The following is a 22,621-nucleotide window of genomic DNA, read 5'->3' as shown; positions in this document are numbered from 1 at the left end:
GCGGCCCATCTTAGCTCGGTGGTGTCGCCGAGCTTTAACTTGACTTAGAGTGGAACCCAATTTACCTCACGGCGAAAACAACATCACACTTTTTTGACTATGACAAGACAACGCTCTTAATGTGCGTACATTTAGCGTGTCTGTTAGCTTTCATTAGAGTTAAATTTGTCACTACTGCGATTTTTTGCGGTGATCCAGGGGGCAGAACCGCTAGGGCGCAGGTTCCAGACCCGTCTCGACCAACATTCCCCGGGCTTTGGCTTCGGGGTAGTAGCCTTTGGCATAGAGAAATATCGCTCTTTGCTGGTCTCCGTCCGACAAAAGCCATGCGCCGCGCAGGTATTTCCCGGCAAATTCCAGGTTCGTGTCCGCGTCCAGCAACCCGTTCGCGTCGCCCTTGTACCCCATCGAGCGTGCGGTGGCCGGCAGGATTTGCAGCAGGCCGTAATACGGCCGGTTCACCGCCCAGGGCCGATGGGTGCTTTCCCGGATCGCGAGTTTGTGGACCAACTCACGCGGCACATCGTAGTGATCCGCCCATTTGTTGATCGATGCGCGCAGTTCGGGCGTTTCATTGGGGTAGAGCGGCGGGTCGAACGGCGCGGCTGTTTGATTGCCGGGACCGCCGCACGCCGCCAGTGGCGCAATGAGCAGAAAGGCCAAGACGCTGCGGCGAAGTAGTTGGGGCATAGGGTTTCTCCGAAGTCCGAGAGCCGATGATAGGGGGTGGGTTTCTGACCGCAACTGTTGCCGGAAATTCTGGCTGAAATTCGCTGGTGCGCTGGTGAAAAAAAGGCCGCGCAAATCGGCGCGGCCTTTTAATTCTGTAGCTGTCAGCCGGATCAGGCTTTGGCTTCGTCTTCTTCGGCGGGTGCTTCTTCTGCAACCAGATCTTCGTCTTCCGAAGCAGCGGAACCGATGTCGTCGAACAGCTCGGCGATTTCGAATTCGGCGGCGGCTTCTTCTTCAGCAGCCAGTTCCTGAATCGATTTGCCCGAGGCCTGCAGTTCGGCTTCTTCTTCCGAACGGGCGACGTTCATCTTGATCTCGACTTCAACCTCGGGGTGCAGCTTGACTGCCAGCGAGTGCAGACCCAGTTCCTTGATCGGAGCGATCAGGGCGATTTGCTTCTTGTCGACGGTGAAGCCAGCCTCGGTCGCGGCGTCTGCGGCGTCACGCGGGGTGACCGAGCCGTACAGAGCACCGGCATCCGATGCCGAGCGAATCACGATGAACTGCTGACCGTCCAGCTTTTCAGCCAGTGCTTCAGCTTCTTTCTTGGTTTCCAGGTTGCGGGCCTCGAGCTGCGCTTTTTGGGCTTCGAACGAGGCGATGTTCGACTCGGACGCGCTCAGCGCTTTGCCCTGGGGCAGCAGGAAGTTGCGGGCGTAGCCGGGCTTGACGTCAACGACGTCGCCCATCTGACCCAGTTTCGCAACGCGTTCCAGCAGGATAACTTGCATGTCAGTCTCTCCTTACTTCACGGCGTAGGGCAGCAGGGCGAGGAAGCGCGCGCGCTTGATAGCACGGGCCAGTTCACGCTGCTTTTTCGCCGAAACGGCGGTGATACGCGACGGAACGATCTTGCCGCGCTCAGAGATGTAGCGCTGCAGCAGACGGGTGTCTTTGTAGTCGATCTTCGGCGCGTTGTCGCCCGAGAACGGGCAGACCTTGCGGCGGCGGAAAAATGGTTTTGCGGCCATGGTTTAGTGTCCTTTTCTCAGGCGTTGATCAGCGGCGCTCGCGGCGGCCTTCGCGCTCGTCGCGCTTCTGCATCTGGACCGACGGGCCCTCGGCATGTTCATCGACCTTGATGGTCAGAACGCGCATGACGTCTTCGTGCAGGCGCATCAGGCGTTCCATTTCCTGAACCGCGCCAGCAGAGGCGTCGGTCTTCAGAAAGGCATAGTGGCCCTTGCGGTTCTTGTTGATCTTGTAAGCCATCGTCTTGACGCCCCAGTACTCGCTGTCGACGACGCTGCCGCCGTTGTCAGCCAGAACGGTACCGAAATGTTCGACAAGGCTTTCTGCCTGCGCGTTGGACAAATCCTGACGCGCGATCATTACATGCTCATACAGTGGCATGTGCACTCCTGTTTATATCAAGGCGCATTTCAAAGGCGGGGCCAAATGGTCCTTCGCGACCCTGCCACGAGAGGCTGCGCGATTCATGTCGTTTGCGAAGGATGGCCCCATATACACGTTTATGGCGGGGGGGCAAGCCCTGCCACAGATGCCCTTGTGAAGTCGCCCAATTTCCATTGCCGCGCCCAATTCCTGACGCTTTTCACCCCGAAGTTGTTTCGTATACCGGATATTAACCGGAACGGACAACACTAATGACGGTAACCTTATGCAGGGTAAAAATGTTATGACCGCTACAAACACAAACACTTTTCAGGAAAAGACGTCCGGCGCACGTTTTGAAAACTCCGTGCCGGTCATGATTGCTTTCGCACCGAATTGGAAAGCCCGGCAGGTACTGTCCCGCATCATCGGCGTGTTTATGATTTTGGCCGCATTCTCCATGTGGTTGATGCCCGGATCGGTCATCGGCGCAGATGTCTGGCCTATCAAGCTGGCGGCATCGATGCTGTTTCTGATTATCGGTGTCAGCCTGATGACCGTCGAAATTCTGGACCCGCGGCCTGACGCCTATTTTGACCCCATCCGCCGCGAAGTCCGCGTGCTTCAAAAGAATGATGAGGGACGCCCGCAAACAGTATTGCGCCGTGCATACGATACGCTGGGCGGTGCCCGCTTCTCGGATGATGATGTCGAGCTGTATGACGTCGATGGCAGCCTGTTGATGAAACTGCCCCTGCAGTCGGCGGATGTCAGCCGCGCGCTGAAAGGTCAGTTGAGCCAAAGCGTAACAATTTTCGCCTGAGATTTATTCTGTTCAAAAAGGAACAGAGTTTGTGAACTAAAAAAACTTGTGTGCCGCCCTTAGGCGGCACATTTTTGTTTTGAGCAACCCAAACTGGTTTGCATCCACAAAAACGCGGAGATTGTCATGAAACCCATCCTTCTTGCTGCTGCTCTGGCCGTGTCGGCAACCACGGCTTTTGCGAGCGCCGAAAAATATGTTCTTGACCCAAGCCACAGTCAGGTTGTTTTCAGCTATGACCACCTTGGGTTTTCAACCACCACCGGTATGTTCTCGGGCTTTGAGGGCGAGATCATGTTCGACCAGGAAGATCCGTCCGCATCGACCGTGAGCGTGTCGATGCCGGTGGTTGAGATGCTTACTGGCTGGAAGCCGCGCGAAGAGCACTTTATGACCGAGGATTTCTTTGGTGCTGCCGAAGGCGATCTGATCACTTTCACCTCAACCGGAATCGAAGTGACAGGCGAGAATACCGCCAACATCACCGGCGATCTGACCATGAACGGCGTAACCAAATCGATTGTTCTGGACGCCAAGCTCAACAAGGTGGATCAACACCCGATGGCCAACAAGCCGTGGGCCGGGTTCAACGCAACCACGACCCTGACCCGCAGCGAATTTGATCTGGGCCAGTTCGCACCCTTTGTCAGCGATGAGGTTCAGGTTCAGATCTCGGTCGAGGCGCAAAAGGCCGATTAAATCTGTTCCCCGAAACAGCGAAACCGCCGGTGGCCCTTGCCCCGGCGGTCTTTTTATTCGCCTTGTGTCGCGGTCAATTCGATTGCGACCTTCACTGCAAAGGCCAATGAATCCTCGGCGGGCATTGAGGCGCCGATGTTGAAATCCAGCCTGTTCAGTTCCAGTTCTCCGGCTACCATTGCGGTGCCGTCCTGCATCTCCAGCGTGAAGGGCAGCACGACATCCAGAGATTTATCCCTGATTGTGAGCGGGCCTCGGGCTTCGTAGCCGGTTTCCGTTTTGAACAGGTCAGCCTTGAAGCTGGCCGTCGGAAACTGGCCGTTGTCGAAAAAATCCGTCCCCATCGCCTGATCGGTCACCGTGCCCAGGCTGAGCGACCCGATGGCGATGTTCACATCGACGGACCCTGCCGGTCCGGGTTCGGCAGGGTCATCAAAGGCAATCGCAGCGGTCCAGTCGGCAAAGCTGCCGGTGACAGGGCTGCCAAGCTGGGTGATGGTAATGGACAGCGTGCCGTCCTGTACCTGCCAGTCCGACTGAACCTCGGCCAGTTCGGCTGTGTCTGTCGCTGCGGTCGAGTGATGGGAAAAGACCCCCATGCTCCAACCGCCTGCCAGCACGGCACCCCAGATGGCAATCGCAGCCAGCGCGGGCACAGCCGAGTGTTTCTGGCTCGGGGGCTGGGGGGCATCGGACTGGCCGGGCAGCATGCGGCGCAAGGTGCTGTCTTTGTCGACCACGTGATGTTTCAGGGCACCCGCGATGTGCAGCACCAGCGAACCGGCCAGAACCCAGATGAAAAGCCAGTGCAGCGCCGCCGTAAGCTCGGCCAGATGCGCGGATTTCGGCACAAAGGGCAGGTTCTGGCCGAAGGGCCAGAAGATCGGGGCAAACCCTTCGGCGGCGGCGTGGTGGATCCATCCGGTCAGAGGCACCAGTACCAGCGAGGCGTAGAGCATCCAGTGCACGGTCTCGGCCGCGAAGGCCTCGGGCTTGTTTTCTGCGTTCAAGAGCCCCGGTTTGGGTTGCGACAGCGCCCACAGGATGCGGGCGAGGGCGGCAAAGAAAACGGTAACGCCAACTGTCTTGTGGATCGTGAACAGACGCGCGGCCAGGGCGATATCCGCCTCGGTCGTCGGGATGTTCGGGTCATAGATCGCGTGGGCCAGGTTGTTTGCGATCCAGCCCAGAGGCAGCGCCGTGAAGATCAGCAATGCGATGAGCCAATGAAAGGTCTTGGTCACGCTGCCGTAGCTGGAGAAAGTGTTGGTCAGGGCCATTGATCGAACGCTCCGGGGTTGGTCGGTTGCGACCAACCTAAAGCGGCGCGGACGGGACACAAGTAGGAGGTTGCGCACAACACCGGTGCCCGAATGCAGAGCAAACGCAGCGCTTGTGCCGCGTGCCCAGTCAGTTTACACCCCGCCGCAACCTAACGTCATCCATGAGGTTGCAATGACACTCGCGTTCGTTTTTCCGGGGCAGGGCGCCCAGACCATCGGAATGGGCAAGGCCCTGGCCGAGGCATATCCCGCCGCACAGGCCGTTTTCGATGAGGTGGACGAGGCGCTGGGGGAAAAGCTGAGCAGCCTGATCTGGGAAGGCGACATCGCCGATCTGACTTTGACGCAGAACGCGCAGCCGGCGCTGATGGCAACCTCGATGGCGGCGGTGCGCGCGCTTGAGGCCGAGGGCGTTCCGGTCACAAATACAGCGTTTGTGGCGGGGCATTCGCTGGGGGAATACTCGGCCTTGGCTGCCGCTGGGGCGTTGAGCGTCGCCGACACCGCACGCCTCTTGCGGACGCGCGGGCAGGCGATGCAGAGCGCCGTTCCGGTGGGTGAGGGCGCGATGGCTGCCATTCTGGGGCTTGATCTGGATGCGGTGCGCGCCGTTGCAGAAGAGGCGGCGCAGGGCGAGGTGTGTCAGGCCGCCAACGACAACGATCCGACTCAGGTCGTGGTGTCGGGGTCAAAGGCTGCCGTTGAACGCGCGGCTGAGATTGCCAAGGAAAAAGGCGCCAAGCGGGCGGTTATGCTGCCGGTGAGCGCGCCGTTCCATTGTGCGCTGATGCAGCCCGCCGCCGATGTCATGGCCGAAGCCCTGGCTGCGGTTGAAATCAAAGCGCCTGCCGTCCCGCTGGTCGCCAATGTTCGCGCCGAAGCGGTCAGTGACCCGGACCTGATCCGGCAATTGCTGGTCGAGCAGATCACAGGCTCGGTCCGCTGGCGGGAAAGCGTTCAGTATATGGCGGCGCAGGGCGTCACCGAGACGTGGGAGATTGGTGCAGGCAAGGCGCTGTCTGGTATGATCCGCAAGATCGACCGCGCCGTGGCGGGCAAGGCGGTGAGTACGCCCGAGGATGTACAAAAGGCTGTTCAGGCCGATTCGTGAGGACAAACGCGCCCCCACGGGGCGCAGTGCGAAGGAAACAGAATGTTTGATTTGACTGGTAAGAACGCGCTGATCACCGGTGCTTCGGGCGGAATTGGCGGCGACATCGCCCGCGCGCTGCATGAGGCCGGAGCCACGGTCGGTCTGTCCGGCACCCGGGTCGAGCCGCTGCAGGCGCTGGCCGATGAACTGGGAGAGCGCGCCCATGTGCTGCCTTGCAACCTGAGTGACTCGGATGCCGTTGACGCACTGCCAAAGCAGGCTGCCGAGGCGATGGGGTCGGTCGACATTCTGGTCAACAACGCCGGGATCACGCGGGACAATCTGTTCATGCGCATGTCGGATGAAGAATGGCAGAGCGTTATCGATGTGAACATGACCTCGACCATGAAGCTGTGCAGAGGCGTCATCCGCGGCATGATGAAAACGCGCTGGGGCCGGATCGTGAATGTCTCGTCTGTCGTGGCGGCGATCGGCAATCCGGGGCAGACCAACTATGCGGCCTCAAAGGCCGGAATGATCGGCTTTTCCAAGGCACTGGCCCATGAGGTTGCCACGCGCGGTATAACCGTGAACGCCGTGGCCCCTGGCTTTATCACGACCGCGATGACCGAGAAGCTGACAGAGGAACAGAAGAAGGGTCTGTTGCACAAAGTTCCTGCGGGTCGCATGGGTGATCCCAAGGAAATCGCGGCGGCAGTCGTGTATCTTGCAAGCCCCGAAGCGGGTTATGTGACAGGAAGCACCTTGCATGTGAACGGCGGTATGGCCATGTTGTGACCGCGACACGAGGCAGGTGCGAAAGCGTTTGCCTTGGGCGTTGTCTGTGCTATAGGCGGCGCATTCAAACAGGGGCCGGTTGTTCAGGTCGGCCTTCTACTTTCCCGCTGACACGGGACCCAAACCGCCCGGAACGGGCAAATCAAGGCCACCCCGCGCGGGCAAGGGCAGAACCGGGCACAGCGCCCTGAAACGGAATGAGGAATTGATATGAGCGACGTCGCAGATCGCGTTAAGAAGATCGTTGTTGAGCACCTGGGTGTCGAAGAAGATAAAGTCGCGGAAAACGCGTCCTTTATCGATGATCTGGGCGCAGACAGCCTGGACACCGTCGAGCTGGTCATGGCCTTCGAAGAAGAGTTCGGCATCGAGATTCCCGATGACGCAGCCGAGACCATCCAGACCTTTGGCGACGCCGTCAAGTTTATCACCGAAGCGTCCTAAGCGTTTCGAAGTCTGAAAAAGCGGCGCTTCCGGGCAACGGGGGCGCCGCTTTTTTTGTTTGCCAAAGATTCACGCTTGCGTAACGCTTTTTGGCTTAGCACTGTTTCCACTGAGGCATAATTCCCAGTGGACAGACCATGATAAGATCCACCCCGATGATCAATACCTCCCGGTTGACGCTGTGCGCGATGCGTCCCGAGGATTTCGACCGCTTCGCCGAGATTTGGCGGGACCCTTGTGTCGTACGTCATATTACCGGCTCACCGCTAACGCGGGGCGAGGCGTGGGACAAATTTCTGCGCAATGCCGGGCACTGGCAGATGACAGGGTTTGGTCAATGGGGCGTGATGTTGCAATCGAATCGCACGCTGATCGGGCAGGCCGGGTTCTTCTATGGCAACCGTTCTTTGGGTGACGATTTTGACGCCTTCCCCGAGGCCGGATGGGTTCTGGCACCTGATATGCAGGGGCAAGGTTACGGCCATGAGGCCGTGCAGGCGGCGCATGATTGGTTCGACAGGGTCATTCCGGGGCGGTTGGTTGCAATGGTTGATGCAAACAACATCGCTTCGCAGAAGCTCGCAAAAAAACTGGGCTATGTCGTTATGCGCGAAGAAACGTACGAGGGAACGCCTGTGCATCTGCTGCGGCGGAACGGTCCTCCGACCCGGGCGTAAATCCGCCGGGCATTGCACATGCCGCAAAAAGACCAAACTGTGCCGATCCCAGTCCAATCACACGTACGATCCGCTTGTATGATATGCTGGATTTGCAAAGCGATTGAGCGGAGGACCAGGCTCATGAGGATTTACCCCACGATGGAACTGCAGAACGGCCGGTGCGTTACGCTGGACAAGGGCCGTCTGGAAGATGCGATGATCTGGCATGTAAACCCGGCAGAGACGGCGCGCAGTTGGTCTGCGGCCGGGGCTGACTGGATGCAGTTGACGGATTTCGATGCGATCGAAGGCCGGGACACCAATGCCGAGCTTATAGAAGAGATTATTCGGACATCCGAAATGTCGGTGCAACTGGCGGGCGGCATGCGCACCCGCGAGCAGGTAGAGCACTGGATCGGCAAGGGCGTTGGACGTGTCGTGATCGGTACGCTGGCCGCCTGGGACCCGAACCTGGTCAAGGAACTGGCCAAGCTTTATCCCGATCAGATCGTGCTTGCCGTGGACGTGTGGCAGGGCTTTGTGATGACGGAAGGCTGGCGCAGCCAAAGCGCGTTCACCCCCGAAGCGTTCATCGATGCCTTTGCGGGTACGCCGTTCGCGGCCCTTCTGGTGACCGATATCGACAGCGACATGGAAGATGTCGAGGCGCAGCTGGGCCTGATCTCGGGTCTGGCGCAGCATTCGCGGACGCCGGTGATTGCAAGTGGTGTGGTGCGAACGGTCGATGATATCTCGCGGCTGGCGTATATTCCCAACATTGCCGGTGCGATTGTCGGGCGGGCGCTGTTCCGCAAGACGGTGGATTTGCACGAGGCGCTTGCGGTCACAACCGGCGCACATGAGCCGGTGGCGCAGTTCCAGTAAGGTTCATAACGCCGGATAAATGCCGTCTCTTCGGGAAACCGAAAGGGGCGGCATTTGCGTTGGGCCGGCGGATTTGGGTCGTTATCCATTTGCTTCAACAGCTATCGGCGTGCGCAGGAGAGTGCGGATTGCGCTGTTGCTCTTGCCCCCGCCCCCTGCGCCGGGGTAAGAGCGGTTCTCATAACAGGAAGCAGGCAAGAGGCACTTCATGCGCAGAGTCGTTGTTACCGGTCTGGGATTGGTCACTCCTTTGGCCAGTGGGGTCGAGGAAACCTGGTCGCGTCTGTTGGACGGGGAATCCGGCGCAGGCCCGATCACCCTGTTCGATGCCGAGGCGAGCGGTGTCACAACCACCTATGCCTGCGAGGTGCCGCGCGGCGACGGTACAAACGGTACGTTCAATCCCGATGACTGGATGCCGCCAAAAGAGCAGCGCAAGATCGAGGATTTTATCCTCTATTCCATCGCTGCAGCAGAAATGGCCTGCAAGGACGCGGATTGGCTGCCCGAGGATGAAGAGGAGCGGCTGCGTACGGGCGTTCTGATCGGCTCGGGGATTGGCGGGCTTGGGTCCATTGCGGAAACCGCGAATCTGATCCGCGACAAGGGCCCGCGCCGGGTTTCGCCCTTCTTTATTCCGGGCGCGCTGATCAACCTTGCGTCGGGGCAGGTGTCGATCCGGTTTGGCTTTAAAGGGCCGAACCATTCTGTCGTGACCGCCTGTTCGACCGGGGCGCATGCCATCGGAGATGCCAGCCGGATCATCCGCGCGGGTGACGCAGATGTCATGATCGCAGGTGGTGGTGAAGGCTGCATCTGTGAAATCGGTATCGCCGGGTTCAACTCGTGCAAGGCGTTGTCGACCAAATATGCCGATGACCCGAAAAAGGCGAGCCGCCCCTATGACATTGATCGCGACGGGTTCGTGATGGGCGAAGGGTCCGGCATCGTCGTTCTGGAAGATTACGAGCACGCCAAGGCGCGCGGCGCGAAAATCTATGCCGAGGTGCTGGGTTATGGGATGTCGGGCGATGCCTATCACATCACCGCGCCGTCCGAAGATGGCGACGGGGCCGAGCGGTCGATGAAAGCGGCGCTGCGCAGCGCCGGACTGGAACCCACGGATCTGGATTACATCAACGCGCATGGCACCTCGACCATGGCGGATACGATTGAACTGGGTGCGGTCGAGCGTCTGCTGGGCGATCACGCGGCCAATGCGACCATGACCTCGACCAAATCGGCCACTGGGCACCTGCTGGGTGCCGCAGGTGCGATCGAAGCGATCTTTTCGATCTTGGCGATCCGGGATCAGGTCGCGCCGCCGACGATCAATCTGGACAATCCTGCCGTGGAAACTCCGATTGATCTGGCGCCCAACGCGAAACGCGAGCGTGAGATAAACGTGGCGCTGTCGAACTCGTTCGGGTTTGGCGGCACCAATGCCAGCGTGATCTTCGGAAAGGTCAGTTAAATGTGGCGGGCCTTGGCATCGAACGCGCTGACTATTCTGGTGGTCAGCATGTTTTTGCTGGGCGGCCTGATCCTGTGGGGCCAGACGCAGTACAAGGCCGAAGGCCCGCTGGAAACCGCCATCTGCCTTCGAGTGGAAAGTGGGTCGACTATGACCCGCGTCAGCCGCGATCTTGAAGATCAGGGGGCTGTCAGCAGCGCGATGATCTTCCGGATGGCGGCGGATTATACGGACAAGGCTCCGCAGTTGAAGGCGGGCAGCTTTCTGGTTCGCGAAGGTGCGTCGATGGAGCAGATCATCGATGAGATCACCAGCAGCGGTGTCAGCACCTGCGGGTCCGAGATCGAGTATCGGATCGGTGTCACGCGCGTTCAGACCCGCGTGCGCGAGTTGAACCCGGCTACGTTGGATTTTGACCAGATTGCTTTGTTTGATGCAACGGATAAGGAGATCCCCGAGGCCTACACCGAAAAGCGTGCCGAGGCGGACACCCGCTATCGGGTTTCGGTCGCCGAAGGCGTGACCTCGTGGCAAGTGGTTGACGCGCTGAAAGGCTTTGAAGCTTTGACCGGTGAGATTGCCGAGATTCCCGCCGAGGGGATGCTTGCCCCTGACAGCTATGACATCAAACCGGGCGATGATCGGAGTGCGGTGCTGCAGGCGATGCAGGACAAACAGCAGCTGCGGATCAACGCCGTGTGGGAGAGCCGTCAAGATGATCTGCCTTTGGAAAACCCCGGAGAAATGCTGGTGCTTGCTTCGATCATCGAGAAGGAAACCGGGGTGCCGGAGGAACGCGGTCAGGTGGCCAGCGTGTTTGTGAACCGCCTGCGTCAGGGCATGAAACTGCAAACGGACCCGACGGTGATTTATGGTGTTACCAAGGGGCAGGGCGTGCTGGGCCGTGGTTTGCGCCGTAGCGAATTGCGCCGTCCAACGCCCTGGAATACCTACGTGATTGACGGTCTGCCGCCAACCCCGATTGCCAATCCGGGACAGGCGAGCCTTGAGGCGGCTGTTGCCCCCGACGCGACGAATTATGTGTTCTTCGTAGCGGATGGAACGGGCGGGCATGCATTCGCCGAAACGCTGCAAGAGCACAATCGGAACGTCGCCAAATGGCGAGAGATTGAGGCCGAGAGGAACTCGGGCAACTAAATCCGCAGGTTTGAATAAAAAAGGGCGGTGTCAGAACACCGCCCTTTATTGTTTATGCAGCGGGCCGGCGCCGGGGGCGGCGGCGTTTCGACGACGGTTTGGAATCGCCGTTGGCGGCTTGCGGTTTCGGGCCACGACGACGGTGGTTCTGACGCCGCGCAGGTTTCTTGGGTTCAACCGCTTCGGGTTGGGTGCCGCTGGCCACCGGAATCTCGATCTTCATCAGCTTCTGGATCTGGCGCAGCAGATCGACCTCTTCCGCGGAACAGAAGGCGATGCCTTCGCCCTCGCGCCCGGCGCGGGCGGTGCGACCGATGCGGTGGACATAGTTGTCGGCCACTTCGGGCAGATCGTAGTTGATCACATAGGCAACGCCCGGAATATCAATGCCGCGTGCGGCGACATCGGTTGCGACGAGGACGTTGATTTCCCCGGCCCGGAACGCCTTGATGGCGCGGTCGCGCTGGCCCTGGCTTTTGTTGCCATGGATCGACGCGGCGTTAAACCCATCGGCCACAAGCCCTTTCATAAGCTTTTCCGCACCATGTTTCGTGCGCGAGAAAACCAGTGTCAGGGCGTCCATGTCCTGAGACAGAATCTCGCGCAGCTTCGCCGGTTTTTCAGGCTTGCTGACGAAGTGAACCGATTGCGTGATCTTGTCTGCGGCTTTGCCGGGGGGAGAGACCTGCACCCGTTGCGGGTTGGTCAGATAGGCGCGGCTGAGCTCTTCCATCTGCTTGGGCATGGTGGCCGAGAACAGCATCGTCTGGCGCGGCGTTCCGAGTTGAGGCGCGATTTTGCGAAGGGCGTGGATGAACCCCAGATCGAGCATCTGGTCCGCTTCGTCCAGCACCAGATGGCGGACCGAACCAAGGTCGACCGCGCCGCGATCCATCAGGTCGATCAGGCGGCCAGGTGTTGCGACAAGGATGTCCGTGCCGCGAGACAGAAACGAAATCTGCTTGTTGATGGACTGCCCGCCCACAACGGTCGCGACCCGCAGTTTGGTCTTTTGCGTCAGGGCGCGCAGGCTTTCGGCGATCTGGTTCACCAACTCACGCGTGGGGGCAAGGATCAGGGCCTTGGCGGTCTTGGGCGCGGGTTTGCCGGGTTGCGCCAGCAGGTGGTCGATCAGCGGCAGGCCAAAGGCCAGTGTCTTGCCGGTGCCGGTCTGGGCAAGGCCCAGAATGTCGTGACCGTTCAGCGCAAGCGGGATGGCCTGGTTCTGAATCGGGGTGGGTTGAGTGAAATTCGCGCGTTTCAAAGCGTCATTCAGTGCCGGCGCAAGGCCGAGCATGTCGAAGTCGAACAAATAACTATCCTTTAGGCCCCTGACGCCGATACGCCAGCAGGCACTTTTAATGGGCCACGCATCATGCGCGACCCGCAGGGGTTGTGCGAGACCTCGGGACAGGCAGGCGGTTCCTGCGGCATCCGGCCATCGCGTCAAGAACCCTGCGTGAAGGGGAACTGGAGGTGTGTGGGCGCTGTGGGGCCAGTTTTCGACCCGGGAAAGCTCACGCGTCAGCGCTGTTTGGCGGGCTATTGCGGGTTTCGGGCGGGATTGTCAAGCGTTGGCTTTCTTCACGCCCGAGGCAACTGGTGCGACCGCAACAACTTTTGGCTGGCGTTTTTGCACCGATTGGGTCATTCGCTTCCAAGTGTCTTGGGGTCAGTCACCGGCGATGCGCCGGGTCCGGCGCTCAACCGATGTTTCGTTTTCAGGGTTTGCGATGACAATCGAAAATGTGCATGGAGCTAACCTGAGGGTGGCCAGCATCGCCCTTGTTGTCGGTGGCATGATGTGGGGCCTGTATTGGATCCCGGTGCGCTACTTTGTCGATCAGGGGCTAAGCGGCCCGTGGCCGGGGATTGTCATGTATGCCTCGGCCCTGATTGCGTTGCTGCCGCTTTTTTGGCGTGAGCCGCAGTCGCTTTTCTCGGACTGGCGGGGCCTGATTTTCAGCGGCATGTTTACCGGAGCCGCGTTCAGCCTGTTCACGATCAGTCTGGTTTATACAGACGTCGTACGCTCGATCCTGTTGTTTTATCTGACCCCGGTCTGGGGCACCTTGCTGGGTCTCGTTTTTCTTGGCGAGCGTTTGGGGCCCACGCGTGTGCTTGGGTTGGTATGCGGTCTGGCGGGGTTGGTCATTGTGCTGGGCGGCGAGCAGATCATTCCCTGGCCGCGCAATGTCGGGGATTGGCTGGCGTTGATTTCCGGCATGGCCTGGGCCGTTGGGTCGCTTGGTTTGTATCGAACCAGAGGCATTACCGTCCCCGGTCAGGTTTTCGCTTTCCTTTCTGGCGCGCTGGTCCTGTCTCTGGTCAGTTTACCGTTCAGTTCCAGTCCGCTTCTGCAAATCGTTGAGGGTAGTTTTGCGCGGGATATTGTGCCGTTTGCCTTGCTTTCGGCCCTGTACACTTTGCCGATGATATTTCTGACGATCTGGCCCGCGACCAAGCTTTCTCCGGCCCGTGTGGGGCTGTTGTTGATGAGCGAGGTCGTGGTAGGCCTGATCTCAGCCGCGGTTTTTTCGGGCGAGCCGTTCGGGGTGCGCGAGTTCACGGGCGCAACGCTTATCGTAAGTGCGGCGCTGTTGGAGATCGTGAGAGGGTGACGCCGTTTGGGTCATTTGACTTAACAAAACGTGCGCATTTCTGATCACGTCGCACGGTGCCCGTTGCGCCGGTGTTGCGCGAAATCTTGACTTTGCGCGCGGACACCCGCATAAGTTGTGTCATGCTAGAAGAAGTGGGCAACGGCCCCGGGGCGACCCGGTGGCCGTTTTTCGTTTCTCTCGTGCGGAGAAAACTCACGCATGAGGTCACAGGCAAACATGACTTTGATTACCCCGGAAGAGCGGATTTCCCAGACGGCTGACTTGCTGCAGTCGCTTGAGCGATCCATTCGCGATCTGCGCCATGCAGCGGAAGAACTGCGCAGGCAGATCGGTGCCGGGGAGGATGCAGACCTTGCCGGAACAGGCAAGCAACTGGGGCAGCTAGAGGGGCTGATCCGCAGTTGCCAGAAAGTGGAGACAAGCTTTGTCGAACAACATCACAGACAAGCCGGAATTGCCCAAGGGGGGTATGCGCTCGACCTTGATCGGGCACGATCTGAGATCGGGTGCAGGCTGGCTCGCCTCCGCGCCTGCTGCGGTGCAGGACAGATTTCTGAGTGAGATCGGGGAGGGGGGGCTGTGTGCCCTCCCTTTCCTGTTCGAGTTCTGGGCGCTGCCTCATCAGTTGCCGCCCGAGGGGAACTGGCGATCCTGGGTGATCGTGGGCGGGCGTGGGGCCGGTAAGACGCGCGCCGGGGCCGAGTGGGTTCGGTCGATGGTCGAGGGGTCTTTGCCGTTGGATTATGGCGAGGCCTGTCGGGTGGCGTTGGTCGGTGAAACCTTCGATCAGGTGCGCGATGTGATGATCTTTGGCGACAGCGGGATATTGCAGTGCTCGCCGCCGGATCGTCGGCCTGTGTGGAAGGCAACGGAACGGAAACTGGTCTGGCCCAACGGGGCCGAGGCGCAGGCGTTTTCGGCGCATGACCCCGAAGGATTGCGGGGGCCGCAGTTTGATGCGGCCTGGGTGGATGAACTGGGCTGTGCGGCCATCGACAAGGGCACGAACCAGCCCAACAAATTCCTGGACCACAAATCGTCGGAATCCAAACTGCCATCCTATTCCAACGGCCTGCGGGACGATTACATTCAGGTTCAATACTTGACGGCCATGCTGGGCTATTGGGGCGATGCTAGCGTTAACCCGGTGTCGGCTGTCTATGGCGCACCCATGGTGGACATGTCGAACGCCTATGTCTGGGCCTGGGACGCGCGGCCATTTCCCACCTTCCCGAACCTGCGCAGCCAATGGAGCGATGGTGAGAACTATGCGCGCGGCCATTGGCTGAATGGCCGGTCTGGGTCCCGCACTCTGGCGTCGGTGGTGACGGAAATCTGCCATGGGGCAGGGGTGACGGATATCGACGTCTCAGCCCTTTACGGGGTTGTCCGGGGTTATGCGGTCGAGGAAGTGTCGGACGCGCGATCGGCGTTGCAGCCTTTGATGCTGCGCTACGGGTTCGATGCGATCGAGCGCGGCGGGATGCTGCAATTCCGTATGCGCGATGCGCTGGGTGCAACTACGGTCGGTCCCGATCAACTCGCCGTCAGCCCGGACATTGAAGGCACGGTCGACCATCGTCGCGAGGCCGAGGCGGAAATGACCGGCAGGGTGCGTCTGCGCTTTGTGCAATCAGACGCGGATCACGACGTGGTCGCCGAAGAGGCTGTGCTGCCGGACGACAGTACCCATGGCGTGGCCGTGAATGAAATGCCCCTGTCGATGACCCGCACCGAAGGACGTCAGACAGTTGAGCGATGGTTGAGTGAAGCGCGTGTGTCGCGCGACACGGTGCGCTTTGCGTTGCCGCCCTCGTTGATGCATCTGGGGGCCGGGGATGTGGTCAGCCTTTCGGGCGATCAAGGCGGAGCGCGGTATCGGATCGACCGTCTGGAGCAGGCCGAGATGCAAATGGCTGACGCGGTAAGGATCGAGCAAGGGGTCTATTCCACCTCAGACCTTGCGGAAGATGCGGTTTCGGTGAAGCCATACATCGCTCCTGTTCCGGTCTTGCCTGTGTTCATGGACCTGCCCCTGATCACCGGCGCCGAGGTGCCGCATGCGCCCTACCTTGCCGTGTCAGCCGATCCATGGCCGGGCAGCGCTGCCGTCTATTCGTCATCCAATGACGAGGATTACCGGCTGAGCGATGCAATTTCAGGCCAGGCCATCATCGGATTCACCGAAACCCCGCTCAGGCGCGCTGCAAGCGGTATCTGGGACGAGGGGCCAGCGCTGCAGGTCAAACTGATCGACGGTTTGCTGGAATCGCGCCCGCGTTCGGCCCTGCTGAGCGGCGTCAACGCGGCGGCCATCGGCGACGGATCACCCAATAATTGGGAGGTTTTTCAGTTCGCAGATGCCGCCCTGCAATCTCCGGGCATTTACGCCTTGTCCGGTCGCTTGCGGGGGCAGTTGGGGACCGATGCGCTGATGCCGGATGTCTGGCCTGACGGCTCGGTCTTTGTGCTGCTGAATGACCGGGTGGTCCAGACCAGCCTGCTGCGCACCGAGCGGCGGGTGGCCAAGCACTATCGCATCGGCCCCGCCGCACGGAGTTATGACGATCCGTCATACGAGCACCTCGTACAGTCTTTCGATGGCAACGGATTGCGTCCCTATGCGCCGGCGCATGTGCGGGTCAGGCCGACCTCTGCGGGGGACATGGCAACCTGGATCCGCCGCACACGTTTGGATGGCGATGACTGGGCCGGGCTGGACGTGCCACTGGCCGAGGAAAACGAATCCTATCTTCTGCGCGTGCGTGCCAACGGCGCGGTACTGCGCGAAGTGGTGACGGCGGGACCGCGATGGACCTATTCGACCGCGATGAAGGCGGCGGATGGTCTGACGGGCCCCTATCGGCTTGAGGTGGCGCAGGTTTCGGCCAGCTTCGGGCCGGGTCCGTTCGCACAACTGGCGGTGGGGTAAGCGGCCCGATGCGGCCCGTGCTCCACGGTGATATCAGCTCTGCGGCGCGGGCTTTGCTGGCCGTGCCGCAGCGGGACCGCGACAGCCTGTGTGTCCGCATGATCGCCGGGGCGGAACTGGCGGATGCGTATGTCACCAAGACGGGGCGCTTGCACCCGCTTTACGGCAATGGCTCGCTAATGGCCGCCGCGCGGAACAGAGTGCTGCCGACGGAACCCAGCTTTGACGATGTGCAATATTGCCAGTGTTTTGAACTGGTTCTGAACCACTTGATCCGGTTTCAGATCAACCGGCAGCGCAGCTGACACATTTGCTGGCGGCGAGGTCCAGGTTCAGTCGGCCCTCGGGAATCTCGTCGCCGCAATCTTCGCAATACCCGTATTCATCTTCCTGCAGGCGGGCCAATGCGGCGTGCAGACGACGGGTTTCCAGATCACGATTGGCCTGCTGCGCCTTGGCCATCGCCTGATTTTGCAAAGCGTCCATCCGGCTTAACCGGCCAACGGCCTGCTGGTCCAACTCGACAACCGCCTGCGCCTGTTGGCCCGCGGTTGAAAGCTGGCTCAATTCCGCCAGACGCGCTTGAATTTTTGCCTCGAAATAACGGCGTTGTGATTCATTCATTTCTGTTGCATCGCAGATCACGGGTTTGCGTTTGGTGTTTTTACCACTAAATGGCATTCTAGGCGCAGCAGAGGATCAAAAGCTATGTTCGAAAAGCGCAGCCAAGTCACGTCCGTGGACCCGGTTTGGGGACGCATTACCGCCGAAGCCACCGCAGCGGTCGAAAAAGAACCCCTGATGGGGGGGCTGGTGCATGCCTGTATCTTGCATCACCGCAGTCTGGAACGTGCCCTGTCTTACAGGGTATCGGCGAAGCTGTGCTCGAACGAGATGTCGATGATGGTCCTGCGTGAGATCGTGGATGAGGCGTATGCCAACGATCCCAGCCTGATCGAAGCGGCCCGTGCCGACCTGATGGCGGTCTACGAACGCGATCCGGCCTGCCACCGTCTGTTGCAGCCGATCCTGTACTTCAAAGGCTATCAGGCCATGCAAGCCTATCGCGTGTCCCATTGGTTGTGGCGCAAGGGGCGGCACGATCTGGCCTATTTCTTCCAGATGCGGTCATCCGAGATTTTCGGGATCGACATTCACCCCGCCGCGAGGATCGGCAAGGGCATCATGATCGACCACGCCCATTCCATCGTGATCGGCGAAACGGCTGTGGTCGGCGACAACGTATCCATGCTTCATTCCGTGACCCTGGGTGGGACCGGCAAGGAAGAGGAACAGCGTCATCCCACTATTGGCGATGGCGTTCTGATCGGGGCCGGAGCCAAGGTTCTGGGCAATATCGAGGTTGGCCATTGCAGCCGCATCGCCGCCGGATCGGTGGTGCTGCAAGAGGTTCCAGCCTGCACGACCGTGGCGGGTATCCCGGCCAAGATCGTGGGTGAGGCAGGCTGCGACCAGCCGTCGATCTCGATGGATCATATGCTGGGCAAGGACCAGTAACGTCAAAAAACGCGATGTTCAGTTCGAGCGGCTGTTTTTTCTAAGCAGCCGCTCTTGCCGTTTTTGCGCGCGCCGTTGTTTGCGTAGCTCAATTTTCTTCTGCCGCTCGGCCTTTTGCTGCGCGATCACGGCAGGGTCGGTTGACTTGAACCTGGAGTTTTCGCCCGGATAGCTGTTGGGCTTTGCCGCGCTCACTGCAGGCAAGGCGGTTGCCAGCAAGGCCAGCACGATCAGGCTTTTGGTGGTTGTTTTCGGGCGCATCGCACAACATCTTCCAGCATGTTCGGTAAGAAGAAGGTGGGATGTTTCACCCTTGCACGCAATCGTTCGGGCGATCACGTGCGCTCAAATCCCGGCGCGGGGTCCGTCAATCCCGCCGGGCTGTGTGTCCGGCGGGATTGAGATTTCACAGGTGACTACGCCAGCATCACCATCGGGTTTTCCAGATTGTCTACAATGGCTTGCAGCAACTGGGCCCCCAGCGCGCCGTCGATAACCCGATGATCGACCGACATGGTGACGGACATCACGGTGGCGACGGTCAGCTCTCCATCATCGCCTACGACCGGTTTTTTCAAACCGGTGCCGACGGCCAGGATACCCGCATGCGGCGGGTTCACGATGGCGTCGAAATTGTCGATGCCGAACATGCCGAGGTTGGAAACCGCGAAGGTGCCGCCCTGATATTCATGCGGGGCCAGCTTGCGCTCGCGGGCGCGACCGGCAAGATCTTTCATCTCGGTCGATAGCGCAGACAGCGACTTGGTGTCGGCATCCTGCAGGACCGGAGTGAACAGCCCGCCCTCGATGGCGACCGCAACCGCGACGTCCGAGGGTTTCAGTTGCAGCACCCGGTCACCCGCCCAAACGGCGTTGCACTCGGGAACCTGCTGCAGCGCATTGGCGACGGCTTTGATAATGAAGTCGTTGACGCTCAGCTTCACGCCACGGCCTTCCAACTGCTTGTTCAACTGGCTGCGGAACTTGAGCAGCGCGTCCAGCTTGATATCGCGGCGCAGGTAGAAATGTGGGATGGTCTGCTTGGCTTCGGACAGGCGCGCGGCGATGGTCTTGCGCATGCCGTCGAGTTTGATTTCCTCGTATTCGCGACCTTCGTACATCTTGGCCACAGCATCCGCCGATGGACCGGCCGGAGCGGCTGCAGGCGCAGGTGCCGCCGCAGTCGGTGCAGGGGCGGCCGCCGGCGCAGTCACACCTTCGACATCCGCTTTGACGATCCGGCCATGCGGGCCGGAACCTGTGATCTGTGTCAGGTCCAGACCTTTCTGAGCGGCGATGCGGCGGGCCAGAGGCGAGGCAAAGATGCGTCCGCCATCTGCCTTGGCCGGAGCTGCCGGGGCAGGGGCAGGCGCCTCGGACGCCGCTGGTGCGGCGGCCTCGTTGCCCGCGGCGGCTGCGGGGGCAGCCGCGGGTGCAGCAGCAGGTGTGGCGGCAATATCATCGGCGCTTTCGCCATCGTCCAGCAGAACCGCGATGGCGGTGTTGACCTTGACCCCTTCGGAGCCTTCCGGGATCAGGATTTTGCCGATGGTGCCTTCGTCAACCGCTTCGAACTCCATCGTGGCCTTGTCGGTTTCGATTTCGGCCAGCAGGTCACCGGATGAGACGGTGTCGCCTTCCTTGACCAGCCATTTGGCAAGCGTGCCTTCCTCCATGGTCGGCGAAAGGGCGGGCATCAGAATTTCGGTGGGCATCTGTCTGTCGCTCCTTACCGGTAGGTCACTTGTTTGACGGCGGCGATCACCTCATCAGTGGTGATCAGGGCCAGCTTTTCCAGGTTCGCGGCATAAGGCATCGGAACATCCTTGCCGGTGCAGTTGATCACGGGTGCGTCGAGGTAATCGAACGCCTCCTGCATCACCACGGAACTGATGTAGCTGCCAACCGAACCCTGCGGCCAGCCTTCTTCGACGGTCACCAGACGGTTGGTTTTCATCACCGAGTTGATGATCGCGCCGGTGTCCATCGGGCGGATGGTACGCAGGTCGATCACCTCGGCGCTGATGCCGTCCTCGGCCAGCTTGTCGGCGGCTTCCAGCGCGAACTGCATGCCGATGCCGAAGCTGACGATAGTGACATCCGAACCCTCGCGCCAGATGCGCGCCTTGCCCAGCGGTATCGTCAGGTCATCCACCTGCGGCACGTCGAACGAGCGGCCATAGAGGATTTCGTTTTCCAGGAACACCACCGGGTTGGGGTCGCGGATCGCCGATTTCAGCAGGCCTTTGGCATCGGCTGCCGAGTACGGCATGACCACTTTCAGGCCGGGAACCTGCATGTACCACGCGGCGTAATCCTGGCTGTGCTGGGCGGCCACGCGGGCGGCGGCACCGTTCGGGCCACGGAACACGATCGGGCAGCCCATCTGACCGCCGGACATGTACAGCGTCTTGGCCGCCGAGTTGATGATCTGGTCAATCGCCTGCATGGCGAAGTTGAAGGTCATGAACTCGACAATCGGTTTCAGCCCGCCAAAGGCGGACCCCACGGCGATGCCGGTAAAGCCATGCTCGGTGATCGGGGTGTCGATGACGCGCTTGGACCCGAATTCGTCCAGCAGACCCTGGCTGATTTTGTACGCGCCCTGATATTCAGCGACCTCTTCGCCCATCAGATAAACGTCTTCGTCACCGCGCATTTCTTCGGCCATCGCGTCGCGCAGGGACTCGCGGACGGTCTGTTGCGCCATCTCGGCATCTGCGGGCCAGTCGGGCGACAGATCGACGACCGGGGCCGCCGGGGCTGCGGCAGGAGCGGCGGCCTTAACCGCCGCTGGGGCGGCTTCGGTCACCGCTGCGGCTGCAGGCGCCGCTTCGGGCAGGGCCGAGGCGTCTTCGCCTTCTTCCACCAGCACGGCGATGGGGGTATTGACCTTGACCCCTTCGGTGCCTTCCGCGATCAGGATCTTGCCAACGATACCTTCGTCGACAGCTTCGAACTCCATCGTGGCCTTGTCGGTCTCGATCTCGGCCATGATGTCGCCGGATGATACGGTGTCGCCTTCCTTGACCAGCCACTTGGCCAGCGTGCCTTCTTCCATCGTGGGCGAAAGGGCGGGCATGAGAATTTCGGTTGCCATGTCTTAATCGTCCTCTCAGGCGTAAATGTCGGTCCAGAGCTCTTCGACGGAAGGCTCGGGGCTTTCTTTTGAGAATTCGGCGGCCTGATTGACGACCTCTTTGATCTCTTTGTCGATCGCCTTCAGGTCATCCTCGGTCGCGTGTTTGCCGGTCAGCAGCAACTCGCGCACATGTTCGATCGGGTCGCTTTGTTCGCGCACCTTCTGAACCTCTTCACGGGTGCGGTATTTGGCCGGGTCGGACATCGAGTGGCCGCGATAGCGGTAGGTCTTGATTTCCAGAATATAGGGGCCCTTGCCCGCGCGGCAGTGGGCAACGGCCTTCTCGCCAGCAGCTTTGACAGCCAGAACATCCATGCCGTTGACCATTTCGCCCGGTATCCCGAAGGCCTGACCGCGATGGTAGATGTCAGCGGAAGAAGTCGAGCGCGCCTGAGCGGTGCCCATGGCATACTGGTTGTTCTCGATCACGAAGACCACCGGCAGGTGCCAGAGGGCCGCCATGTTGAAGGTCTCGTAAACCTGACCCTGGTTTGCTGCGCCATCGCCGAAATAGGTAAAGGTGACGCCACCGTTTTCCTTATATTTGTCAGCGAATGCCAAACCCGCGCCCAGCGGGACCTGCGCGCCGACGATGCCGTGGCCGCCATAGAAATTCTTCTCTTTCGAGAACATGTGCATCGAGCCGCCCTTGCCTTTGGACAGACCGCCCTCGCGCCCGGTCAGTTCGGCCATCACGCCGCCCGGGTCCATGCCGCAAGCCAGCATATGGCCGTGGTCGCGGTACGAGGTAATCCGCTTGTCACCGTCTTTTGCCGCGGCCTCGAGCCCGACAACAACCGCCTCCTGGCCGATATACAAATGGCAAAAACCGCCGATCAGACCCATGCCGTAGAGTTGTCCGGCCTTTTCCTCGAATCGGCGGATCAGCAGCATTTCACGGTAATAGGTGGTAAGTTCTTCCGCAGAAACGTTTGGTTTCTTTGTGGTTTTTCGCGCAGCCATAGTGGCGATCTCCCCCTTTCGGCAAGATAGTTTAGCGTTAAACTATCTCATAAAGCATT

At 60.2% G+C, this 22,621-nt stretch carries 25 protein-coding genes; 14 read left to right on the top strand and 11 right to left on the bottom strand.

Annotated features, from left to right (window positions below):
• Positions 1–210: 210 nt before the first annotated feature.
• From ACR0K1_RS03775 to rpsF, 4 genes are all read right to left on the bottom strand, one after another.
• Positions 211–690, bottom strand: coding sequence for a transglycosylase SLT domain-containing protein (locus ACR0K1_RS03775; protein WP_480613704.1), 480 nt, complete (start codon positions 688–690; stop codon positions 211–213).
• 152 nt (positions 691–842) lie between these two features.
• Positions 843–1,463, bottom strand: a complete 621-nt coding sequence (gene rplI / locus ACR0K1_RS03770) for a 50S ribosomal protein L9 (protein WP_480613706.1) — start codon at positions 1,461–1,463, stop codon at positions 843–845.
• Positions 1,464–1,475: 12 nt separating this feature from the next.
• Complete coding sequence (rpsR, locus tag ACR0K1_RS03765) at positions 1,476–1,703, bottom strand: 30S ribosomal protein S18 (protein WP_005982441.1); 228 nt, start codon at positions 1,701–1,703, stop codon at positions 1,476–1,478.
• Between the two features lie 28 nt (positions 1,704–1,731).
• Complete coding sequence (gene rpsF, locus ACR0K1_RS03760) at positions 1,732–2,085, bottom strand: 30S ribosomal protein S6 (RefSeq protein WP_480613708.1); 354 nt, start codon at positions 2,083–2,085, stop codon at positions 1,732–1,734.
• Positions 2,086–2,443: 358 nt separating this feature from the next.
• Between rpsF and ACR0K1_RS03755 the strand changes: the two genes are divergently transcribed.
• Entirely contained in the window at positions 2,444–2,890 is a 447-nt protein-coding gene (locus ACR0K1_RS03755; RefSeq protein WP_480613710.1) for a hypothetical protein, read from the top strand.
• Positions 2,891–3,016: 126 nt separating this feature from the next.
• On the top strand, positions 3,017–3,589 hold the full coding sequence (locus ACR0K1_RS03750; RefSeq protein WP_480613712.1) for a YceI family protein: 573 nt from the start codon (positions 3,017–3,019) through the stop codon (positions 3,587–3,589).
• A 53-nt stretch (positions 3,590–3,642) separates the two neighbouring features.
• Here the strand turns inward: ACR0K1_RS03750 and ACR0K1_RS03745 are convergent, their stop codons facing one another.
• A complete protein-coding gene (locus ACR0K1_RS03745; protein ID WP_480848823.1) occupies positions 3,643–4,869 on the bottom strand; it encodes a cytochrome b/b6 domain-containing protein in 1,227 nt (408 codons plus the stop codon).
• 175 nt (positions 4,870–5,044) lie between these two features.
• On the opposite strand from ACR0K1_RS03745, the gene fabD reads away from it, so the two are divergent.
• The 7 genes from fabD to mltG all read left to right on the top strand — a co-directional run bounded on the left by fabD (position 5,045) and on the right by mltG (position 11,383).
• Complete coding sequence (gene fabD, locus ACR0K1_RS03740) at positions 5,045–5,983, top strand: ACP S-malonyltransferase (RefSeq protein ID WP_480613716.1); 939 nt, start codon at positions 5,045–5,047, stop codon at positions 5,981–5,983.
• 42 nt (positions 5,984–6,025) lie between these two features.
• Positions 6,026–6,763, top strand: a complete 738-nt coding sequence (gene fabG, locus ACR0K1_RS03735; protein ID WP_480613718.1) for a 3-oxoacyl-[acyl-carrier-protein] reductase — start codon at positions 6,026–6,028, stop codon at positions 6,761–6,763.
• A gap of 210 nt (positions 6,764–6,973) precedes the next feature.
• Positions 6,974–7,207, top strand: coding sequence for an acyl carrier protein (locus ACR0K1_RS03730; RefSeq protein WP_039529899.1), 234 nt, complete (start codon positions 6,974–6,976; stop codon positions 7,205–7,207).
• A 137-nt stretch (positions 7,208–7,344) separates the two neighbouring features.
• Positions 7,345–7,884, top strand: coding sequence for a GNAT family N-acetyltransferase (locus ACR0K1_RS03725; RefSeq protein WP_480613720.1), 540 nt, complete (start codon positions 7,345–7,347; stop codon positions 7,882–7,884).
• 123 nt (positions 7,885–8,007) lie between these two features.
• Positions 8,008–8,751 carry a 1-(5-phosphoribosyl)-5-[(5-phosphoribosylamino)methylideneamino]imidazole-4-carboxamide isomerase gene (locus ACR0K1_RS03720; protein ID WP_480613722.1) on the top strand — a complete coding sequence of 248 codons (744 nt, stop codon included), beginning with the start codon at positions 8,008–8,010 and terminating at the stop codon, positions 8,749–8,751.
• A gap of 208 nt (positions 8,752–8,959) precedes the next feature.
• Positions 8,960–10,225: a beta-ketoacyl-ACP synthase II gene (fabF, locus tag ACR0K1_RS03715; protein WP_480613723.1), complete on the top strand. Its 1,266-nt coding sequence runs from the start codon at positions 8,960–8,962 to the stop codon at positions 10,223–10,225.
• Positions 10,226–11,383 carry an endolytic transglycosylase MltG gene (gene mltG / locus ACR0K1_RS03710; protein ID WP_480848819.1) on the top strand — a complete coding sequence of 386 codons (1,158 nt, stop codon included), beginning with the start codon at positions 10,226–10,228 and terminating at the stop codon, positions 11,381–11,383.
• A gap of 52 nt (positions 11,384–11,435) precedes the next feature.
• Here the strand turns inward: mltG and ACR0K1_RS03705 are convergent, their stop codons facing one another.
• Positions 11,436–12,695, bottom strand: coding sequence for a DEAD/DEAH box helicase (locus ACR0K1_RS03705; RefSeq protein WP_480848817.1), 1,260 nt, complete (start codon positions 12,693–12,695; stop codon positions 11,436–11,438).
• A 421-nt stretch (positions 12,696–13,116) separates the two neighbouring features.
• Here ACR0K1_RS03705 and ACR0K1_RS03700 point away from each other — a divergent pair, with 421 nt between their 5' ends.
• The 4 genes from ACR0K1_RS03700 to ACR0K1_RS03685 all read left to right on the top strand — a co-directional run bounded on the left by ACR0K1_RS03700 (position 13,117) and on the right by ACR0K1_RS03685 (position 17,244).
• Entirely contained in the window at positions 13,117–14,004 is an 888-nt protein-coding gene (locus ACR0K1_RS03700; RefSeq protein WP_480613729.1) for a DMT family transporter, read from the top strand.
• Between the two features lie 219 nt (positions 14,005–14,223).
• Positions 14,224–14,568, top strand: coding sequence for a hypothetical protein (locus ACR0K1_RS03695; RefSeq protein ID WP_480613731.1), 345 nt, complete (start codon positions 14,224–14,226; stop codon positions 14,566–14,568).
• Positions 14,477–16,939 carry a phage tail protein gene (locus tag ACR0K1_RS03690; protein WP_480848812.1) on the top strand — a complete coding sequence of 821 codons (2,463 nt, stop codon included), beginning with the start codon at positions 14,477–14,479 and terminating at the stop codon, positions 16,937–16,939. The genes ACR0K1_RS03695 and ACR0K1_RS03690 overlap by 92 nt, the downstream gene beginning before the upstream one ends.
• 8 nt (positions 16,940–16,947) lie before the next feature.
• A complete protein-coding gene (locus ACR0K1_RS03685; RefSeq protein ID WP_480613763.1) occupies positions 16,948–17,244 on the top strand; it encodes a DUF7742 family protein in 297 nt (98 codons plus the stop codon).
• Here ACR0K1_RS03685 and ACR0K1_RS03680 read toward each other — a convergent pair.
• Positions 17,225–17,563: a TraR/DksA family transcriptional regulator gene (locus ACR0K1_RS03680; RefSeq protein WP_480848810.1), complete on the bottom strand. Its 339-nt coding sequence runs from the start codon at positions 17,561–17,563 to the stop codon at positions 17,225–17,227. The two genes, ACR0K1_RS03685 and ACR0K1_RS03680, sit on opposite strands and share 20 nt — an antisense overlap.
• Positions 17,564–17,647: 84 nt before the next feature.
• Here ACR0K1_RS03680 and cysE point away from each other — a divergent pair, with 84 nt between their 5' ends.
• The gene (cysE, locus tag ACR0K1_RS03675) at positions 17,648–18,457 is read left to right on the top strand and encodes a serine O-acetyltransferase (RefSeq protein ID WP_480613769.1); all 810 of its coding nucleotides are present in this window, start codon (positions 17,648–17,650) and stop codon (positions 18,455–18,457) included.
• Between the two features lie 18 nt (positions 18,458–18,475).
• Here the strand turns inward: cysE and ACR0K1_RS03670 are convergent, their stop codons facing one another.
• The 4 genes from ACR0K1_RS03670 to pdhA form a co-directional block, all read right to left on the bottom strand.
• Positions 18,476–18,796 (bottom strand): hypothetical protein, encoded by a 321-nt coding sequence (locus ACR0K1_RS03670; RefSeq protein WP_480848807.1) that lies wholly within the window; start codon positions 18,794–18,796, stop codon positions 18,476–18,478.
• 77 nt (positions 18,797–18,873) lie between these two features.
• Entirely contained in the window at positions 18,874–20,172 is a 1,299-nt protein-coding gene (locus ACR0K1_RS03665) for a pyruvate dehydrogenase complex dihydrolipoamide acetyltransferase (RefSeq protein WP_480613773.1), read from the bottom strand.
• 14 nt (positions 20,173–20,186) lie between these two features.
• Positions 20,187–21,557, bottom strand: a complete 1,371-nt coding sequence (locus ACR0K1_RS03660; RefSeq protein ID WP_480613775.1) for a pyruvate dehydrogenase complex E1 component subunit beta — start codon at positions 21,555–21,557, stop codon at positions 20,187–20,189.
• Positions 21,558–21,572: 15 nt separating this feature from the next.
• On the bottom strand, positions 21,573–22,562 hold the full coding sequence (gene pdhA, locus ACR0K1_RS03655; RefSeq protein WP_480613777.1) for a pyruvate dehydrogenase (acetyl-transferring) E1 component subunit alpha: 990 nt from the start codon (positions 22,560–22,562) through the stop codon (positions 21,573–21,575).
• Positions 22,563–22,621: the final 59 nt, after the last annotated feature.

The sequence above is a fragment of the Ruegeria sp. F5 genome, assembly GCF_056533845.1.
This window is presented reverse-complemented; position numbering and strand designations above follow the sequence as displayed.

Bases quoted from the DNA above. Each gene is read 5' to 3' on its own strand.
- ACR0K1_RS03745 (WP_480848823.1), bottom strand. From the start codon at position 4,869: ATGGCCCTGACCAACACTTTCTCCAGCTACGGCAGCGTGACCAAGACC.
- ACR0K1_RS03720 (WP_480613722.1), top strand. From the start codon at position 8,008: ATGAGGATTTACCCCACGATGGAACTGCAGAACGGCCGGTGCGTTACG.
- ACR0K1_RS03725 (WP_480613720.1), top strand. From the start codon at position 7,345: ATGATAAGATCCACCCCGATGATCAATACCTCCCGGTTGACGCTGTGC.
- rplI (WP_480613706.1), bottom strand. From the start codon at position 1,463: ATGCAAGTTATCCTGCTGGAACGCGTTGCGAAACTGGGTCAGATGGGC.
- rpsR (WP_005982441.1), bottom strand. From the start codon at position 1,703: ATGGCCGCAAAACCATTTTTCCGCCGCCGCAAGGTCTGCCCGTTCTCG.
- mltG (WP_480848819.1), top strand. From the start codon at position 10,226: ATGTGGCGGGCCTTGGCATCGAACGCGCTGACTATTCTGGTGGTCAGC.
- ACR0K1_RS03775 (WP_480613704.1), bottom strand. From the start codon at position 690: ATGCCCCAACTACTTCGCCGCAGCGTCTTGGCCTTTCTGCTCATTGCG.
- ACR0K1_RS03680 (WP_480848810.1), bottom strand. From the start codon at position 17,563: ATGAATGAATCACAACGCCGTTATTTCGAGGCAAAAATTCAAGCGCGT.
- rpsF (WP_480613708.1), bottom strand. From the start codon at position 2,085: ATGCCACTGTATGAGCATGTAATGATCGCGCGTCAGGATTTGTCCAAC.
- ACR0K1_RS03685 (WP_480613763.1), top strand. From the start codon at position 16,948: ATGCGGCCCGTGCTCCACGGTGATATCAGCTCTGCGGCGCGGGCTTTG.
- cysE (WP_480613769.1), top strand. From the start codon at position 17,648: ATGTTCGAAAAGCGCAGCCAAGTCACGTCCGTGGACCCGGTTTGGGGA.
- ACR0K1_RS03750 (WP_480613712.1), top strand. From the start codon at position 3,017: ATGAAACCCATCCTTCTTGCTGCTGCTCTGGCCGTGTCGGCAACCACG.
- ACR0K1_RS03660 (WP_480613775.1), bottom strand. From the start codon at position 21,557: ATGGCAACCGAAATTCTCATGCCCGCCCTTTCGCCCACGATGGAAGAA.
- fabG (WP_480613718.1), top strand. From the start codon at position 6,026: ATGTTTGATTTGACTGGTAAGAACGCGCTGATCACCGGTGCTTCGGGC.
- ACR0K1_RS03695 (WP_480613731.1), top strand. From the start codon at position 14,224: ATGACTTTGATTACCCCGGAAGAGCGGATTTCCCAGACGGCTGACTTG.
- fabF (WP_480613723.1), top strand. From the start codon at position 8,960: ATGCGCAGAGTCGTTGTTACCGGTCTGGGATTGGTCACTCCTTTGGCC.
- ACR0K1_RS03755 (WP_480613710.1), top strand. From the start codon at position 2,444: ATGATTGCTTTCGCACCGAATTGGAAAGCCCGGCAGGTACTGTCCCGC.
- ACR0K1_RS03730 (WP_039529899.1), top strand. From the start codon at position 6,974: ATGAGCGACGTCGCAGATCGCGTTAAGAAGATCGTTGTTGAGCACCTG.
- fabD (WP_480613716.1), top strand. From the start codon at position 5,045: ATGACACTCGCGTTCGTTTTTCCGGGGCAGGGCGCCCAGACCATCGGA.
- pdhA (WP_480613777.1), bottom strand. From the start codon at position 22,562: ATGGCTGCGCGAAAAACCACAAAGAAACCAAACGTTTCTGCGGAAGAA.
- ACR0K1_RS03700 (WP_480613729.1), top strand. From the start codon at position 13,117: ATGACAATCGAAAATGTGCATGGAGCTAACCTGAGGGTGGCCAGCATC.
- ACR0K1_RS03690 (WP_480848812.1), top strand. From the start codon at position 14,477: ATGCGCTCGACCTTGATCGGGCACGATCTGAGATCGGGTGCAGGCTGG.
- ACR0K1_RS03665 (WP_480613773.1), bottom strand. From the start codon at position 20,172: ATGCCCACCGAAATTCTGATGCCCGCCCTTTCGCCGACCATGGAGGAA.